Source organism: Cereibacter sp. Soil_C_27, from assembly GCF_057657095.1.
Window position 1 is genome coordinate 282,930 of the sequence record NZ_JBDGJD010000002.1, and the last position, 17,422, is coordinate 300,351.

The following is a 17,422-nucleotide window of genomic DNA, read 5'->3' on the forward strand; positions in this document are numbered from 1 at the left end:
CAGCCTCATTTCACCGCGCCGAAGGTCAGGCCGCGGACAAGTTGTTTCTGGCTGAACCAGCCAAGGATCAGGATCGGCGCGATGGCCATGGTGGAAGCCGCCGAGAGCTTTGCGTAGAACAGGCCCTCGGGGCTGGAGTAGCTGGCGATGAACTGCGTCAGCGGCGCCGCGGCCGAGGTGGTCAGTTGCAGCGTCCAGAAGGCCTCGTTCCAGGCGAGGATGACGTTCAGGAGCAGCGTCGAGGCGATGCCCGGCACGGCCATCGGCGTCAGGACGTAGATGATCTCGGAGCGCAGGTTTGCGCCGTCCATCCGCGCCGCCTCGAGGATCTCGCCGGGGATCTCCTTGAAGTAGGTGTAGAGCATCCAGACCACGATCGGCAGGTTGATCAGCGTCAGCACCACGACGAGGCCGGTGCGGGTGTCGAGGAGCCCGAAGTCGCGGAAGATCAGGTACATCGGGATCAGCACGCCGACGGCGGGCATCATCTTGGTCGAGAGCATCCACATCAGGATGTCCTTGGTCCGCCGCCCCGGCACAAAAGCCATGGCCCAGGCCGCCGGGATGGCGATCACAAGCGCCAGGAGGGTGGAGCCAAGCGAGATGACCACCGAGTTCATGAAGTGCCGGCTGTAGTTCGAGCGCGTCTGCACCTCGGCATAGCTCTCGAAGCTCCAGGGCGACATCAGCATGTCGAAGGGCGCCTTGATGGCATCGCCCTCGGACTTGAAGCTCATCAGGATGGTCCAGAGGATCGGGAAGAAGATCAGGAAGGCGATGGTCCAAGCGATTGCCGTGACCAGGATCTTGCGTTGCGTGCTTGCCTTGCGTGCCATGTCATGCGTCCAGGTTCTTGCCGATCATCCGCATCAGGAAGATCGCAACGATGTTGGCCAGAATGACCGCGACAATCCCGCCAGCCGATCCGCCGCCCACGTCGTAGTTCAGGAGCGACTGGGCATAGACCAGATAGGTGATGTTGGTCGACGCCGTGCCCGGGCCGCCATTCGTGGTCACGAGGATCTCGGCGAAGACGCCCAGAAGGAAGATGGTCTGGATCAGCACCACCACCGTCACGGCGCGCGTGAGGTGCGGCACGGTGAGGTAGATGAAGCGGGCGAAGACCGAGGCGCCATCCATCTCGGCAGCTTCCTGCTGCTCGCGGTCGAGCGACTGCAGCGCGGTCAGCAGGATCAGCGTGGCGAAGGGCAGCCACTGCCAGGCGACGATCAGGATGATCGAGGCCAGCGGCGCATGCGAGAGGAAGTCGAAGGGCTGGAGGCCGAGCGCCTTGGCGATATGGGCGAACATGCCGTTCACGGGGTTCATGAACATGTTCTTCCAGACCAGCGCCGAAACGGTGGGCATCACGAAGAAGGGGGCGATCACCAGCACCCGCACCACGCCCTGACCCCAGAATGGCTGGTCGAGCAACAGCGCCAGCGCCACGCCGCCGATCACCGTGATCAGCAGCACGCCGACCACCAGGATGATGGTGTTGCTCAGCGCCGAGAAGAAGGCGGGGTCGGTGAGGAAATAGTAGTAGTTGTCGAAGCCCGCCCAGGTTTCCATGCCCGGCATCAGCAGGTTGTAGCGCAGGAAACTGAAGTAGAGGGTCATCGAGAGCGGCACGATCATCCAGAGCAGAAGCAGGATGACGGCGGGGGAAATCATCAATCGCGCAGCAGTCCGGGAATGCTGAGTGGCCATGTGAAACCTCGGCTGAAGGCGGGAATGGAACAGACGGGGGCCGGTCACACAGACCGGCCCCGCATCCAGAGCTTACTTCGGGTAGCCCGCCCGGGTCATTTCCCGCTCGGTGTAGGCCTGGGCCGCGGCAAGCGCGTCCTCGGCCGACATGGTGCCGGCGAGAGCTGCCGAGAACTGCTGGCCGACGGCGGTGCCGATGCCCTGGAACTCGGGGATGGCCACGAACTGCACGCCGACATAGGGCACTTCGTCCACGGTGGGCTTGGTCGGGTCAGCCGCGTTGATGCTTTCCAGCGTCATCTTGGCGAAGGGCACCTTCTGGTACTCGGGGTTCTCGTAGAGCGAGGTCCGGGTTCCCGGAGGCACGTTGGCCCAGCCTTCCTTGGCCGCGACGGTCTCGAGGTATTCCTTCGAGGTCGCCCAGGCGACGAACTGCTTGGCAGCCTCGACCTTCTGCGAACCGGCCGGGATGGCGAGGTTCCAGGCCCAGAGCCAGTTGCCGCGCTTGCCCAGACCGTTGTCCGGGGCGAGCGCGAAGCCCACCTTGTCGGCCACGGTCGAGTTCTTGGCGTCGGTCACGAAGGAAGCCGCCACGGTGGCGTCGATCCACATGCCGCACTTGCCCTGCTGGAACAGCGCGAGGTTCTCGTTGAAGCCGTTGTTCGAGGCGCCCGGAGGACCGTAGTTGGTCATCAGGTCGAGGTAGTCGGTGATGGTCGCCTTCCACTCGGGGCTGTCGAACTGGGGTTTCCAGTCCATGTCGAACCACTTGGCGCCGTAGCTGTTGGCCATGGCCGACAGGAAGGCCATGTTCTCGCCCCAGCCGGCCTTGCCGCGCAGGCAGATGCCGTAGACTTCGGCATCCTTGTCGGTCATCTTCTCGGCGGCTTCCTTGATGAAGGTCCAGGTCGGCGCGTCGGGCATGGTCAGCCCGGCCTTCTCCATCAGGTCGGTGCGGTACATCACCATCGAGGATTCGCCATAGAACGGCGCGGCCACCAGTTCGCCGTCGACGGTCAGGCCGCCGCGGATCGCGGGCAGCAGGTCGTCCACGTCATATTCGGCGGGCAGATCGTTCAGGCTGACCAGCCAGCCCTGCTTGCCCCAGATCGGCGCCTCGTAGGTGCCGATGGTCATCACGTCGAACTGACCGCCCTTGGTGGCGATGTCGGTCGTGACCTTCTGGCGCAGGACGTTCTCTTCCAGCGTCACCCACTCGACCTGAATGTCGGGGTATTTCGCGTTGAACTCGGGCATCAGCCCCTGCATCCGGATCATGTCGCCGTTGTTCACGGTGGCGACAGTGATCGTCTCGGCCATGGCGGCGGTCGAAAGCGCCGTCACAGCGCACGCGCCGAGAAGCGCGCGAACCCTGTAGGTCATCAGTATCCTCCCTATACTCATCGCTGAGCATTAATTCGTGTCGTGAACAATTACTCACAAAGGGCCGGAATTTAGTCAACGCTTTTCTCGGGGCCGAGAAATTCCTCAGGCCTGCGAGAGGTCAAGCAGATGTCGCGCTGTCAGTTCGTCGGTAATCAAGCCGTTGAAAATACGGCCCTTCAGCCCCGCAGAGAGGCCCTTCACCTTGTTGCGTCCACCGGCGATGGCCACTACCGAGCGGTCCTCGGCCGCGACGACTTTCACCCCCGCGACCCGCTGATTGATGCTTGTTTCGAGATAACGGCCTTCCGAATCGAAGACCCATCCGGCGATCTCGCCCGCCGCGCCGAGGGCCTGCATCTCGCGCAGTTCGGCCTCGGTGATGAAGCCGTCCTTCAGCAGCGGCGCGTCATCCGACATCTGCCCCATGCCGACAAATGTGACGTTCGCGCCCTGCGCCAGACGCAGCACCGACTGGATCGGCTTCAAGGCGTGGAACAGGTCGCGCTCCTCGGTGCTCTGGGCGATGACCGGCATCGGCATCGGGTAATGCGGCGCGCGCACCCGGTCGGCGATGCGGAAGATCACATCGTAATAGCTGGCCGACCCGTCCGGCGAGATGTTGCCGTTGAGCGAGACGATGCGGTGCTGCTCGCATTCCATCGAGGTCAGCTCCTCCACCGTTGCGCGCAGGGTGCGCCCGGTGCCGAGCGCGATCACCAGCGGGTCGGTGGAGCGCAGAACCCGCTCGATCTCGGCGGCGGCAGTGGGGGCGATCGAGGGCAGGGGGTCGATCTCGGCGCCGATGCTGGGCGCGACCCGGGCCAGCTTCAGCCCGAAGCGCTCCAGCAGCCGCGCTTCCAGATGCAGGCAGGCCGAGACGCGATGTTCGAGCCTCACGTGGATCAGCCGCTCGGCCATGGCACGGCTGACCAGCCGCTGCGCCCGCTGCCGAGAGGTGCCGAGCTCGCGGGCGATCTGGTCCTGCGTGAGACCGGCGACGTAGTAGAGCCAGCCGGCGCGGGCGGCATCGTCCTGCGGGCTGGGGTCGGACTCGGGCCGGTCGATCATGACGCCACCCCGCAGCTCTGGCGGCGCAGTGACGGTGCGAGGCGGAAGAAGTCGGCGAAGGCGGCGAAGCTGCGGTGCGGCCGGGCGTCTTCGGGCTCTGGCGGCTGGGCCCCCGCCAGATGGCTGCCGCCGGTGAAGCGCCAGACCTGCATACCCGCCGCGAGCCCTGCGCGGATGCCGGTCTCGGTATCCTCGATCACCAGACAGCGCGCAGGCTCCACTCCCATCCGCGCGGCCGCATGCAGGAAGAGATCCGGCGCCGGCTTGCCCCGCGCCACCTCGCTGGCGGTGAAGACATGCGTGCCCATCAGGCTGCTCAGCCCGGCGATCTGCAGCGAGTGCCGCACCCGCTCGGGGCTGCTGGAGGTGGCGACGCAGAACGGCGCGGCCAAGCCGCGCACCACCTCGGCCACGCCCGGCATCACCCGCAGCTCGCGCTCGAAGGCGGCGAGCAGGCGGGTGCGGTAGTCGGCCTCGAAGCTGGGCGGCAGGTCGAGGCCGAAGCGGCTGCGGATCTCCTGCAGCACCACCGGGTAGCTGCGGCCGAGAAAGTGGCGGCTGACGAACTCCACCGTCAGCTCCAACCCATGGCTCCGCAACTCGGAAATCAGCATCCTCAGGCTGATGACTTCCGAGTCGATCAGCACGCCGTCGCAATCGAAGATGACAAGCCCGAATTCCATTGCGCGACCCTAGGCGAGCGCCCCTTGCCGAGTAAAGCGGCATCCTCTGCCGCAGCCGCAACAGCGGTCACGCGATTGCTATTACCCTAATCGACATATCTGTGGAATAAGATATGTCGCGCTCCGAAAGGGGTCCGCGCCGACAAGTCGCTGAGAAGGAAGCCGGAATGTCTCACAACGCCACACGTCGTGCCCTGTTGGTCGGCGGAATCGCCGCTCTGGCCACGCCCTCGATCCTGCGCGCGCAGGAAATGAGCCCCGTCGTTCAGGGGTCCGTGCGGGCCAATGTGTCGAGCTTTGTTACGCAGGACTGGCGCGATCACTTCGACACTCTCGGCAAGGGCGCCATCGTCGCCGACCTCGTGTCGCGCGCGCTGCACTACTGGTCGGCGGACGGACAGGACTACCGGCTCTACCCGAGCTCGGTGCCGATGACCGAGGATCTGACCAAGCGCGGCTATACCGAGATCGTGCGCAAGAAGGTCGGGCCCGACTGGACGCCGACGCCCTCGATGCTGGAGAAAGATCCGTCGCTGCAATACACGCCGCCGGGGCCGAACAACCCGCTGGGCACCCATGCGATGTATCTCGGCTGGCCCGCCTACATCATCCACGGCACCCATGACACCCGCAAGATCGGGCGGCGGTCGTCCTCGGGCTGCGTCGGGCTTTACAACGAGCACATCGCCCAGCTCTTCGAGGTCTGCCCGGTCGGCACGCAGGTCCGCCTGATCTGACGCGGCGCAAACTTCCGGGAACATCCGCAGCTCCGCACGGGTTTGTCTGGCAGGTTGGCGTCACCGGCGCCGACATGGACAAACCCGAAAAGGAGCTGCCGATGGCACTGTTCTCGAAAGACATCCAGTCGATGGACGACCTCTACCTGCACATGCTGCAGGACATCTACTACGCCGAAAAGCAGATCGAAAAAGCCCTGCCGAAGATGATCGAAAAGGCCGGCTCCGGCCCGCTGAAGGCTGGTTTCGAAAGCCATCTCGCCGAGACGCACGGCCATGTCGCGCGGCTGGAGAAGGCCTTCGAGATGCTCGGCTCCCCGGCCAAGGCCGTGACCTGCCCGGCGATCGACGGCATCATCAAGGAAGCCAACGAGGTCGCGGGCGAGATTGCCGACCAGAACGTGCTGGATGCGGCCCTTGCCGCCGCAGCGCAGGCGGTCGAGCACTATGAGATGACCCGCTACGGCACGCTGATCTCCTGGTCCAAGGAACTTGGCCGCAACGAGATCGCGGCCCTTCTCGAGCAGACGCTGGTCGAGGAGAAGGCGGCGGACAAGAAGCTGACCCAGCTGGCCGAAGGCCGACTGAACCGGGCCGCCTGAGCGCGCCCCTTGCAGCGGACCGACTGGGCCGACCCTTCGCGGGGTCGGCCCTTTCTCATGCGCGGCAGACTGACGCAGGCGGGCTCTGAGCCAGAAAAAAATCCGCTTGTTCAGGCATTTGTAAGCTAAATCTGAGACGGCCACGCAAGACGCAGCGTGCAGGAAGGACAGCGGGCAGATGCAGGACACCTCCGAGGAACGAAGCGGCATGCTGCTCGCCGCGCTGACGCTCGCGGGCATGATCGCGGCGGGGCTCGGGGTCTGGGCCTTTCCGGACCGGCCCTTCGGCACGGCGCTCGGCATCGCGGGGTTGATCCTTGTTTACGCGGCGGGCGGTATCCCGGCGGGCTTGCGGGCGCTGCGGACGCTCTGGGTCGAGCGGGTGCTGGACATCGACCTCTTGATGGTGATCGCCGCTCTTGCCGCCGCCGCCGTCGGTGCGGCGCCCGAGGGCGCGGTGCTGCTGACGCTGTTCAGCCTGTCGACCACGCTGGAGCATCGCGCCATGGGCCGGGCGCAACGGGCCGTCGAGGCGCTGATGGCGCTGCGCCCCGACACCGCGCTGCTGCTCAGGCCCGAGGGCACGCGCGAGGTGCCGGTGGGCGATCTCCGGCCCGGGGATGTGGTGGTGCTGCGGCCCGGGGCGCGGGTGCCGGTCGATGGGGTGATCCGCACCGGCGAGGGGGCGCTGGACGAGGCGACGATCACCGGCGAGTCGATGCCGGTGCACAAGCTGCCCGGCGCGCCGGTGTTCGAGGCGACGGTGAACCTGAACGCGGTGCTGGAGGTGACGGTCAGCCGGGGCATCGGCGAAAGCACCGTGGCACGGATGATCGCGCTGGTGACCGAGGCGCAGGCGGCCAAGGCGCCTTCGGAGCGGTTCAGCGCCTGGTTCGGCCAGCGCTATACCGTGGTCGTGCTGGTGGGCTCGGTCTTGGCCTTTGCGGTGCTGCTTTGGCTCGGGCTGGGCTGGGATGCGGCGCTTTACCGGGCGGCGACACTTCTGGTGGCGGCGAGCCCCTGCGCCATCGTGATCTCGGTGCCGGCCGCGATCCTCTCGGCGCTGTCTGCGGCGGCAAGGGGCGGGGTGCTGTTCAAGGGCGGCGCCGCGCTGGAGACGCTGGCGGCGGTGCGGACCTTCGCCTTCGACAAGACCGGGACGCTGACCACCGGCAAGGCCGAGGTGACCGGCCTCGTCTGCGAGGGCGGTGAAGAGGCCTTCCTTGCCCGCCTCGCCGGGCTCGAGGCCCATTCCGAGCATCCCATCGCAGAGGCCGTGCGCCGCGCCGCCGTCGCGCGCGGGGTGACCCCGGTCGCGGTACGCGAGGCGCGGGCGGTGCCGAGCGAGGGGATGGTGGGCATCGACGCCGAAGGCATGCTCTGGGCGGGTAATGCCCGGCTCGCCGCCCGGATGGGCACGCGCGGCGAGGCGGTGATCCCGCCCGAGATCGCGGCCCTCTCCGAAGGGGCCGAGACGCTGGTGATGCTGGGGCGCGGCGCGCGCATCCTCGGCGCGGTGACGGTGGCCGACCTGCCGCGCGACAGCTCCAAGGCCGGGCTGGTGGCGCTGCGGCAGGCGGGGGTGCGGCGGATCGAGATGCTGACCGGCGACCGCCGCGCTGTCGCGGTCCGCATCGGCGCCGAACTGGGCATCGCGCCGGACGAGATCCACGCCGACCTGCGCCCCGAGGACAAGGTGAAACTGGTGGCGGGCTTTGCCGCGCAAGGCCGGGTCGCCTTCGTCGGCGACGGGGTGAACGATGCCGCGGCCTTGGCGCGGGCCGATGTCGGTATCGCCATGGGCGCGGCCGGGTCGGAGGTTGCGCTGCAGGCCGCCGATGTGGCGCTTCTGTCGGATGACATGAACCGGCTGGCCATGGCGCATCGGCTGTCGCGGCGCACGGCGCGGGTGATCCGGCAGAACCTGATCTTCGCCATGGGGGCGATGCTGCTGCTGGTGACGGGCGGGCTGTTCTTCAACCTGCCGCTGCCGCTCGCCGTGGTGGGGCATGAGGGTGGGACGCTGCTGGTGGTGCTGAACGGGCTGCGGCTTCTGGCCGACCCGATCCGCGGGCGACGCTAGGGGCGAAGGATGCCGTTGCCGGAGAACCCGGCGCAGCGGCGGCGGAAGCCGCTGGGGCTTTCGTCGAAGCGCTGGCGGAAGGCGCGCGAAAAGGTGGCGGCGGAGCTGAAGCCGGTGCGCAACGCAATCATCGCCATCGGATGCCGCGTGTCGGCCAGCATGCGCCGCGCCGCCTGCAGCCGCAGCTCGAGATAGAAAGAGCCGGGCGAGAGCCCGAGCCCGGCACGGAACAGCCCCTCCAGCCGCCGCGCTGTGAGGCCGACGCCCGCCGCGATCTCCGCCAGCTTCCGCGGCGTCTCCAGCGTCTCTTCCATCGCCCGGATGGCCGCCGTCACCCGCGGGTCCCGGTTGCCCTCGGCATCGCCGGTCGCGCGCTGCGGCAGGCCGGGGTCAAGCGAGCGGGTGATGAAGCTGCCGGCCACCTCCAGCGCGATCTTCGGTCCATGCCGGTCGCGGATGATCCGGGTCATCATGTCGAAGGCCGGCGCCGCCCCGCCCGCCGTCCAGCGGCTGCCGGAGATCACGAAACGATCCGGCACCACCTCCACCTCCGGAAAGCTGGCGGCGAAATCCTCCAGATCCTCCCAGTGCGTCGTGGCGCGGTGGCCGTCGAGCAGCCGCGCCTTGGCCATGATCCACGCCCCGGAGTCGAGCGCCGCGATGGTGCGGATCGAGGGCGCGACCTGCATCACCGCCTGGATCAACGGCGCGGTCGCCACCTGATCCACCCGGAAGCCCGCGTTGATCACCAAGAGGTCGGCCCCCGCCGCCGCCGAAAGCGAGGGCCGGCAGGGCAGGGTGAGGCCGCAGGTCAGCGGCACCTCGGTCAGCCCCGGCGAAATCACCAGCCACTGATAGGCGTCATGCCCCAGATGCCGGTTGGCGCAGCGCAGCGGGTCGATGGTCGAGGCCACCGAAAGGAGCGAGGCTTGGGGCAGCACCAGAAAGGCGACCTTTTTCACATCGAGGCTCGGCATTGCACTTCTCCCTTGTGCATTTCGTATATCGCAAAGCAGCCGATTGCCACTGTGCTAAGGATTCGACCGAAAGAGGAGAGAATCATGCCCTTGGCCATGAACCGCGAGGTTTTCATCACCTGTGCCGTTACCGGATCGGGCGGCACGCAGGACCGTTCGCCGCATGTGCCGCGCAGCCCCCAGCAGATCGCCGAAAGCGCCATCGCGGCGGCGCAGGCCGGGGCCGCCGTGGTGCATTGCCACGTCCGCGACCCCGAGACCGGCAAGCCCTCGCGCGATCCGGCGCTCTATCGCGAAGTGACCGAGCGCATCCGCGATTCCGCCACCGACGTGGTGCTGAACCTGACGGCGGGCATGGGCGGCGACCTCTTGTTCGACGGCACCGAGGCGATGGGCCGGCCCTCGCCGCGGTCCGACATGGCGGGGGCTGCGGAGCGGGTGGCGCATGTCGTCGATTGCCGCCCGGAGATCTGCACGCTCGATTGCGGCACGATGAACTTCAACGAAGCCGACTACGTGATGGTCAACACCCCCGGCATGCTGCGCGACATGGGTGCGCGGATGCGGGACGCCGGGGTGCGGATCGAGATCGAAGCCTTCGATACTGGCCATCTGTGGTTCGCCAAGGAGCTGGTGCGCGAGGGGGTGATCCCCGCGCCGGTGCTGGTGCAGCTCTGCATGGGCGTGCCGTGGGGCGCGCCGGACGATCTGAACACCTTCATGGCCATGGTGAACAACGTCCCCGCCGACTGGAACTGGTCGGCCTTCTCGATCGGGCGCAACCAGATGGCCTATGTCGCCGCCTCGGTGCTGGCGGGGGGCAACGTGCGGGTCGGGCTCGAGGACAATCTTTGGCTCGACAAAGGCGTTCTGGCGACCAATGCTCAGCTTGTCGAACGGGCGGTCGGCATCATCGAGAGGATGGGGGCGCGGGTCATCACGCCCGCCGAGGTCCGGGCGAAGCTGAACCTGGAGAAGAGAGCCCCGTCATGACACGCATCGCCCTGCTCGGATTGCTGGCGCTGGCCGCCTGCGCCCCGCATGTTCCCTCCTCGCGCTACATCGGCGCGCCGCTCTATGTCGTGAGCAACGTCACCCCCGCGCAGATCGCGGGCAAGTGGTACGAGATCGCAAGCTTCCCCGCGCCGTTCCAGGCCGGGTGCAGCCACACAACGGGGGACTATGCGCCGCAGCCGGACGGCAGCATCGCGCTGCGCAACAGCTGTCGCGTCGGCAACGAGCTGCGCGAGATCACCGGCACCGCCACTGTGGCCGCTCCGGGGCGGCTGAAGGTCGATCTGGCAGGCGTGCCGTTCCGGGGCGACTACTGGATCCTCGGCGTGTCGCGCGACGGGCAGACGCTGGTGGTGGGCACGCCGACGCGGATCGCCGGATGGGTCCTGCACCGCGACCGCGAGATGACGCCGCAACAGCTGCGCTCGGCCCGCGATCTCTTCGAGCACAACGGCTACGACGCGGCCGCCCTGCAGCGCACCGACCAACGCTGAGCGCGCCGCCTCCGGGCTGACGAACCCGCGCCAACCGTGGCACGGGACAAGACCTTGATGACCAGAGGCCGCCGATGGGGCGGCTGCGAACAGCGACAGGAATGCGAATGAAGAAGGCAGCGATCATCGGCGGCGGCGTCATCGGCGGAGGCTGGGCGGCGCGTTTCCTGCTCAACGGCTGGAGCGTTTCGGTCTTCGACCCGGACCCGGAGGCCGAGCGCAAGATCGGCGAGGTGCTGGCCAACGCCCGCGCCGCGCTTCCCGCGCTGTCCGACATCCCGATGCCGCCCGAGGGCGAGCTCAGCTTCGCGCAAAGCCTCACAGAAGCCGTGGAGGGTGCCGATTACATTCAAGAATCCGTCTCCGAGCGTCTGGAGCTAAAGCACCGGGTTTTCGCCCAGATCCAGCAATCCTGTCCCGACACGCTGATCGGCTCCTCCACCTCCGGCTTCAAGCCGTCGCAGCTGCAGGAGGGCGCCGCCAACCCGGCCATGATCTTCGTGGCCCATCCCTTCAACCCGGTCTACCTGCTCCCCTTGACCGAGGTCGTGCCTTCCGCCGCTTCCGACCCCGAAGCGATCGAGCGGGCCAAGGAGATCCTGCGCGAGATCGGCATGTTCCCCCTGCATGTCCGGAAGGAGATCGACGCCCATATCGCCGACCGCTTCCTCGAGGCCGTCTGGCGCGAGGCGCTCTGGCTGGTGAAGGATGGCGTCGCCACCACCGAGGAGATCGACGAGGCGATCCGCATGGGATTCGGCCTGCGCTGGGGCCAGATGGGCCTGTTCGAGACTTACCGCGTCGCGGGCGGCGAGGCCGGGATGAAGCATTTCATGGCGCAGTTCGGGCCCTGCCTCAGCTGGCCCTGGACCAAGCTCACCGACGTGCCGGAGTTCAACGACGAGCTCGTGGACCTGATCGCCGGCCAGTCCGACGCGCAATCCGGCCATCACACGATCCGCGAGCTGGAGCGGATCCGCGACGGCAACCTCATCGGCTTCCTGCGTGCGCTGAAGGAGCGGAACTGGGGCGCGGGCAAGGTGCTGCGCGAGCATGACGAGCGCCGCCGTGTGGCGTTCCACGCCGCCCCGGCGACCGGCGCGCCGCTGGTCATGGCCGAGATGCAGGTGCTGCCGGGCTGGATCGACTACAACGGCCACATGACCGAAAGCCGCTACCTCTTCGCCGCCTCCGAGACCTCGGACGCCTTCCTGCGGCTGATCGGCGCCGACATGGATTATGTCGCGGGCGGCTTCAGCTATTACACCGCCGAGACGCATATCCTGCATCTGGGCGAGGCCAAGCTGGGCCACCGGTTGACCGGCACGCTGCAGGTGCTGGCGGCGGACGAGAAGCGGCTACATGTCTTCATCCGCATCCAGCGCGGCGCCGAGGTGGTGGCCAGCGTCGAGCAGATGCTGCTGCATGTCGACATGAAGGCCGGCAAGACCTGCCCGGCGGCGTCTTCGGTGCTCGACCGGCTGATGCCGATCGCTGCCGCCCACGCCGCCCTGCCACGCCCCGACAGCGCCGGGCGCGCGGTCGGGCAGCGCAAAAGCTGAAAGGGACAGAGATGGACTTCGGATTGACCGACGAACAGCGCATGATCGTCGAGACCACCCGCGCCTTCGTGGAGGCCGAGCTCTACCCGCATGAGGCCGAGGTGGAACGCAGTGGTCATCTGCGCCGCGAGCTGATCCGCGAGATACAAGGGAAAGCCATCGAGGCGGGACTCTATGCCGCCAACATGCCCGAGGAGGTCGGCGGCGCCGGGCTGGATACGCTGTCCTGGCTGCTCTACGAGCGCGAGCTCGGTCGGGCCAACTATGCGCTGCACTGGACCTGCGTCGCGCGGCCTTCCAACATCCTGCTGGCGGGCACGGCGGAGCAGCGGGAGAAGTATCTTTTCCCCTGCATCCGGGGGGAGAAATGGGACTGCCTCGCGATGACCGAACCGGGCGCGGGGTCGGATCTGCGCGGCATGACCGCCTCGGCCCGGCAGGAGGGCTACGACTGGGTGCTGAACGGCACCAAGCACTTCATCTCCCATGCCGATCTCGCCGATTTCGCCATCGTCTTCATGGCGAGCGGAGAGGAGGAGACGCCGCGCGGCAGAAAGAAGCTGATCACCGCCTTCTTCGTCGACAAGGGCACGCCGGGCTTCAGCATCCGCGAGGGCTACCGCAACGTCAGCCACCGCGGCTACACCAATTCGGTGCTGGAGTTCGACAATTGCCGCCTGCCAGCGAGCCAGGTGCTGGGCGAACCGCACAAGGGCTTCGAGGTCGCCAACACCTGGCTCGGCGCCACCCGGCTGCAGGTCGCGGCGACCTGCCTCGGCCGCGCCGACCGCGCGTTGCAGCATGCGATCTCCTATGCCGCCGAGCGCCGGCAGTTCGGCCAGCAGATCGGCAAGTTCCAGGGGGTGAGCTTCAAGCTCGCCGACATGGCGACCGAGCTCAGGGCGGCGGAGCTGCTGACCTGGGCCGCGGCCTGGAAATTCGATCGGGGCTCGGTGACCGAGGCCGACATGTCGATGGCCAAGCTGAAGGCCTCGGAGGTGCTGGCGATGGTGGCCGACGAGGCGATCCAGATCCATGGCGGGATGGGGCTGATGGACGATCTGCCCTTGGAACGGATCTGGCGCGATGCGCGGGTGGAGCGGATCTGGGAGGGCACCTCGGAGATCCAGCGCCACATCATCAGCCGTGAACTCCTGCGCGCGGTCGGCGGCTGACATCGGGCAGGGGGGCTGTCTGCCCCCCTCCGCGCCTGCGGCGCGCCCCCCGAGGATATTTTTCGACAGAAAATGGAAAGAGGCGATGCACGGTAACGAAGCGTTAGGCAACACCGGGCAGGATGGGCGGGCGGTACAGGCGGGGACGCCGATGACCGCGACAGGAAATGGCGCTCCGTCCGTGCTTGCGGGCGGAGCGTTCCCATTTTCTGTCTCCAAATATCCTCGGGGGTCCGGGGGCAGACAGCCCCCGGGGCCGGGCAAGGTCGCGCCGTTGCCGGTCCTGCACGCGGAGGCCGCCCATGTCTGACACGCCCCGGCCCACGATCGCCATCACCTATTGCACGCAATGCAACTGGCTGCTCCGCTCCGCCTGGATGGCGCAGGAGCTGCTCTCGACCTTCGGGCAGGATATCGCCTCGGTGACGCTGGTCCCGGCGACGGGCGGTCTGTTCCGGATCACGCTCGACGGCGCGGTGATCTGGGACCGCAAGGAGCGCGGCGGCTTTCCCGATGTGAAGCAGCTGAAGCAGATGGTGCGCGACCATGTCTGGCCGGAGCGCGATCTTGGGCATATCGACCGCAAGGCGCCGGAGCAGGGCACATGAGCAAGGATCTCTCGCGGCTCTTGCGGCCCCGCTCCATCGCCGTGCTGGGCTCGGTCTGGGCGGAGAACGTGATCGCGCAATGCGCCAACATGGGCTTCGCCGGGCCGGTCTGGCCGGTGCATCCGACGAAGACCAGCATCGGCGGTCTGCCGGCCTTCGCCCGGCTCGCCGATCTGCCCTCCGCGCCGGATGCGACCTTCATCGGGGTGAACCGGCACGCGACGCTCGACGTGGTGGCCGAGCTTGCGGCCATGGGCGCGGGGGGCGCCATCTGTTTCGCCTCGGGCTGGACCGAGGCGGGGGAGCCCGAACTGCAGGACCGGCTGGTGGCGGCGGCGGGCGGGATGCCGATCCTCGGGCCGAACTGCTACGGGGTGATCAACTATCTCGACGGCGCGCTGCTCTGGCCCGACCAGCATGGCGGGCAGCCGGTGGCGCGGGGCGTGGCGCTCCTGTCGCAATCCTCCAACATCGTCATCAACCTGACCATGCAGGCGCGCGGGCTGCCGGTGGCCTATGTCGCCTGTCTCGGCAATGCGGCGCAGGTCGGGCTGGCGGAGCTGGCCGGGGCGCTGCTGGCCGACGAGCGGGTGACCGCGCTCGGCATGTATGTCGAGGGGATCGACGACGCGCCCGAGCTCGCCGCGCTGGCCGAGGCGGCTCGGATGGCGGGCAAGGGCATCGTCTGCCTGAAATCCGGCAAGACCGAGCTGGCGCGCACGGCGGCGGCCTCGCATACCGCCTCCTTGGCGGGCGGCGGGGCGGCGTCGAGCGCCTTCCTGCGGCAGGCCGGGATCGCCGAGGTCGACACGCTGTCCGAGCTTCTCGAAACGCTGAAGATCCTGCATGTCCATGGGCCGGGGCTGGGGCGGCGCCTCTGCTCGCTCTCCTGTTCCGGAGGCGAGGCGGGGCTGGTGGCCGATCTTGCGGCCCCCTTCGGGCTCGAGATGCCTCCACCCTCGGAGGCGCAGCGGGCGCGGCTGGGCGAGATCCTCGGGCCGATCGTGACCATCGCCAACCCTTTGGATTACCATACCTTTATCTGGGGCGACGGGCCGCGCACCACCGAGGTCTTCACCACGATGCTGGCGGGCTATGACGCCGGGATCTTCGTCATCGACCCGCCGCGCGGCGACCGCTGCGATGCGAGCTCCTTCGAGCCGGCGCTGCAAGCCATCGTCGCAGCGGCGAAGGCCACGGGCAAGCCCGCCTTCCCGGTCGCCTCGCTGCCGGAGAATTTCGGCGAGGCGCGGGCAGCGGCGATGCTGGCGGAGGGCATCGTGCCGCTGATGGGGCTGGAGGCGGCCTTGGGGGCCCTGCGCGCCGCGTCCACCCCGGCAGGGTTGGCGGGCTGGCGACCCGAGCCCACATTGCCGGAAGCCGGAACGCGGCTGCTCGACGAGGCGGAGGCCAAGGCGCTGCTGGCCCGCGCCGGGATCGCCGTGCCGCGCGGGGTGCAGGCGGAGAGCCTTGCAGCCCTCGGGCCGCTGGCCGAGGGGCTGGTGCGGCCGCTGGCGCTGAAGGGGCTGGGGTTCGCCCACAAGACCGAGGCCGGGGCGGTGCGGCTCGGTTTGCAGACGCTCGACGACGAGCCGGAGATGCCCGGCGCAACCGGCTATCTGGCCGAGGAGATGGTGACGGGCGGGCTGGTCGAGATGCTGGTCGGGCTGCAGCGCGATCCGGTCTATGGGCTGACCCTGACCCTCGGCATGGGCGGGGTGACGGCGGAGCTTCTGGCCGATACGGTGACGCTGGTGGCGCCCGTGACGGCGGCGGAGGTTGAAGCGGCGCTGCGCAGGCTGCGGCTCTGGCCGCTGCTCGACGGCTACCGGGGCCGGGCCCGGCCCGATGTGGAAGCGCTGGTCGAGGCGGTGCTGGCGTTGCAGGCGCTGATGCGGGCGCGGCCCGACCTGCGCGAGATTGAAATCAACCCGCTGATCCTCCGCGCGTCAGGCGCGGTGGCGGTGGATGCACTGATACGGGAGGCGACATGACCGAGACACCGATCAAGACACGGCGCGAGGGCGGCATTCTGGAGGTCACGCTCGACCGTCCGAAGGCCAATGCCATCGACCTCGTGACCAGCCGGATCATGGGCGAGACCTTCCGCGCCTTCCGCGACGACGACAGCCTGCGGGTCTGCATCCTGCGGGCGGAGGGCGAGAAGTTCTTCTGCCCCGGCTGGGATCTGAAGGCGGCGGCGGGCGGCGATGCGGTGGACGGCGACTATGGCCTCGGCGGCTTCGGCGGGCTGCAGGAGCTGCCGAACCTGAACAAGCCGGTGATCTGCGCCGTCAACGGCATCTGCTGCGGCGGCGGGCTGGAACTGGCGCTGAGCTGCGATCTGATCTTCGCCTCCGATACCGCGACATTCGCGCTGCCCGAAATCCGTTCGGGCACGGTGGCGGATGCGGCCAGCATCAAGCTGCCGAAGCGCATCCCCTATCACGTGGCGATGGACCTGCTGCTCACGGGGCGCTGGTTCGATGCCGAGGAGGCGCTGCGTTGGGGCCTGTTGAAGGAGATCACCACGCCGGAGGATCTGCTGCCCAAGGCCTGGGCGCTGGCGCGGATGCTGGAGAGCGGCCCGCCGCTGGTCTTCGCCGCCATCAAGGAAGTGGTGCGCGAGGCCGAGGACATGCGTTTTCAGGACGCGCTGAACCGGATCACCAAGCGGCAGTTCCCGACGGTGGACCGGCTCTATTCCTCCGAGGATCAGCTGGAAGGCGCACGGGCCTTTGCCGAGAAACGCGATCCGGTCTGGAAGGGGCGCTAGGCGGGCCGGCGCCGGGCCGGCCCGCCCGGCGGTCAGGCGGCCTTGATCGAGGCGACCGGCTTTGCCTTCGGCTTGGCGCTGCCGGAGGCGGTGACGGACTTGCCGCAGCGCACCATGAGATCGAGGCTCTCCTGCGCATCGGCCGCCAACCGGTCCACCGCGCCGGCATACCAGTCGCGGCTGGCGCGCAGGCTGCGGGTCAGGTCGGTGCCGCCGCCTTCGGCCATGTCGCAGGCGGCCGCGATGCCGCTGCGCAACGCCTCCTGCCGCCGTTCCAGCCAGTGCTGGCCGAAGGCCTGCATGTCGCCGGCCAGCGTGCTCTGCGCCTCGAGCCACCTTTGGCCGAAGATCATCCCGGCGGGGATCAGCTCCATCATCGCCTTGGGCGGGGTCATCAGATCGAGATAGGCGTTCGGCTTGGATGCGGTCATCCTCGTCCTCCAGATCAGGGGTTTGAAAGCTCCGTCCGTTCTGCACGCGGCACACTCACCCGGCTGCGCCGAAGTTCGCAGGATTCGTCCGGGAGTTGCGCAGCCCAAGCCTCTCT

General features: G+C 68.1%; 17 protein-coding genes. 10 read left to right on the forward strand and 7 right to left on the reverse strand.

Annotated features, from left to right (window positions below; all coding sequences use genetic code 11):
* Nucleotides 1-5: 5 nt before the first annotated feature.
* The 5 genes from AC3A5Z_RS08280 to AC3A5Z_RS08300 form a co-directional block, all read right to left on the reverse strand.
* Complete coding sequence (locus AC3A5Z_RS08280; protein WP_487518898.1) at nt 6-836, reverse strand: carbohydrate ABC transporter permease; 831 nt, start codon at nt 834-836, stop codon at nt 6-8.
* 1 nt (nt 837) lies between these two features.
* A complete protein-coding gene (locus AC3A5Z_RS08285; protein WP_107664002.1) occupies nt 838-1,710 on the reverse strand; it encodes a carbohydrate ABC transporter permease in 873 nt (290 codons plus the stop codon).
* A 72-nt stretch (nt 1,711-1,782) separates the two neighbouring features.
* On the reverse strand, nt 1,783-3,093 hold the full coding sequence (locus AC3A5Z_RS08290; RefSeq protein WP_487518899.1) for an ABC transporter substrate-binding protein: 1,311 nt from the start codon (nt 3,091-3,093) through the stop codon (nt 1,783-1,785).
* Nucleotides 3,094-3,198: 105 nt separating this feature from the next.
* Entirely contained in the window at nt 3,199-4,164 is a 966-nt protein-coding gene (locus AC3A5Z_RS08295; RefSeq protein ID WP_487518900.1) for a sugar-binding transcriptional regulator, read from the reverse strand.
* Entirely contained in the window at nt 4,161-4,847 is a 687-nt protein-coding gene (locus AC3A5Z_RS08300; RefSeq protein WP_487518901.1) for an HAD family hydrolase, read from the reverse strand. The genes AC3A5Z_RS08295 and AC3A5Z_RS08300 overlap by 4 nt, the downstream gene beginning before the upstream one ends.
* Before the next feature lie 167 nt (nt 4,848-5,014).
* On the opposite strand from AC3A5Z_RS08300, the gene AC3A5Z_RS08305 reads away from it, so the two are divergent.
* From AC3A5Z_RS08305 to AC3A5Z_RS08315, 3 genes are all read left to right on the forward strand, one after another.
* Nucleotides 5,015-5,584, forward strand: a complete 570-nt coding sequence (locus AC3A5Z_RS08305; protein WP_487518902.1) for a L,D-transpeptidase — start codon at nt 5,015-5,017, stop codon at nt 5,582-5,584.
* A 101-nt stretch (nt 5,585-5,685) separates the two neighbouring features.
* Nucleotides 5,686-6,186 (forward strand): YciE/YciF ferroxidase family protein, encoded by a 501-nt coding sequence (locus AC3A5Z_RS08310; RefSeq protein WP_487519594.1) that lies wholly within the window; start codon nt 5,686-5,688, stop codon nt 6,184-6,186.
* Between the two features lie 178 nt (nt 6,187-6,364).
* Nucleotides 6,365-8,269, forward strand: coding sequence for a heavy metal translocating P-type ATPase (locus tag AC3A5Z_RS08315; protein WP_487518903.1), 1,905 nt, complete (start codon nt 6,365-6,367; stop codon nt 8,267-8,269).
* Here the strand turns inward: AC3A5Z_RS08315 and AC3A5Z_RS08320 are convergent.
* Nucleotides 8,266-9,246: a GlxA family transcriptional regulator gene (locus AC3A5Z_RS08320; RefSeq protein ID WP_136793797.1), complete on the reverse strand. Its 981-nt coding sequence runs from the start codon at nt 9,244-9,246 to the stop codon at nt 8,266-8,268. The two genes, AC3A5Z_RS08315 and AC3A5Z_RS08320, sit on opposite strands and share 4 nt — an antisense overlap.
* Before the next feature lie 84 nt (nt 9,247-9,330).
* Between AC3A5Z_RS08320 and bcoG the strand changes: the two genes are divergently transcribed.
* The 7 genes from bcoG (at nt 9,331) to AC3A5Z_RS08355 (ending at nt 16,875) form a co-directional block, all read left to right on the forward strand.
* On the forward strand, nt 9,331-10,239 hold the full coding sequence (bcoG, locus tag AC3A5Z_RS08325) for a 3-dehydrocarnitine:acetyl-CoA trimethylamine transferase BcoG (protein WP_487518904.1): 909 nt from the start codon (nt 9,331-9,333) through the stop codon (nt 10,237-10,239).
* Entirely contained in the window at nt 10,236-10,754 is a 519-nt protein-coding gene (locus AC3A5Z_RS08330; protein WP_487518905.1) for a lipocalin family protein, read from the forward strand. Before bcoG ends, AC3A5Z_RS08330 begins: the two co-directional genes overlap by 4 nt.
* Before the next feature lie 107 nt (nt 10,755-10,861).
* Complete coding sequence (locus AC3A5Z_RS08335) at nt 10,862-12,316, forward strand: carnitine 3-dehydrogenase (protein WP_487518906.1); 1,455 nt, start codon at nt 10,862-10,864, stop codon at nt 12,314-12,316.
* 11 nt (nt 12,317-12,327) lie between these two features.
* A complete protein-coding gene (locus AC3A5Z_RS08340) occupies nt 12,328-13,491 on the forward strand; it encodes an acyl-CoA dehydrogenase family protein (RefSeq protein ID WP_487518907.1) in 1,164 nt (387 codons plus the stop codon).
* Between the two features lie 302 nt (nt 13,492-13,793).
* A complete protein-coding gene (locus AC3A5Z_RS08345) occupies nt 13,794-14,099 on the forward strand; it encodes an Rdx family protein (protein ID WP_487518908.1) in 306 nt (101 codons plus the stop codon).
* Complete coding sequence (locus tag AC3A5Z_RS08350) at nt 14,096-16,093, forward strand: acetate--CoA ligase family protein (RefSeq protein ID WP_487518909.1); 1,998 nt, start codon at nt 14,096-14,098, stop codon at nt 16,091-16,093. Before AC3A5Z_RS08345 ends, AC3A5Z_RS08350 begins: the two co-directional genes overlap by 4 nt.
* A complete protein-coding gene (locus AC3A5Z_RS08355; protein WP_487518910.1) occupies nt 16,090-16,875 on the forward strand; it encodes a carnitinyl-CoA dehydratase in 786 nt (261 codons plus the stop codon). Before AC3A5Z_RS08350 ends, AC3A5Z_RS08355 begins: the two co-directional genes overlap by 4 nt.
* A 32-nt stretch (nt 16,876-16,907) precedes the next feature.
* On the opposite strand, the gene AC3A5Z_RS08360 is transcribed toward AC3A5Z_RS08355, so the two are convergent.
* A complete protein-coding gene (locus AC3A5Z_RS08360; protein WP_487518911.1) occupies nt 16,908-17,306 on the reverse strand; it encodes a hypothetical protein in 399 nt (132 codons plus the stop codon).
* Nucleotides 17,307-17,422 lie beyond the last annotated feature (116 nt).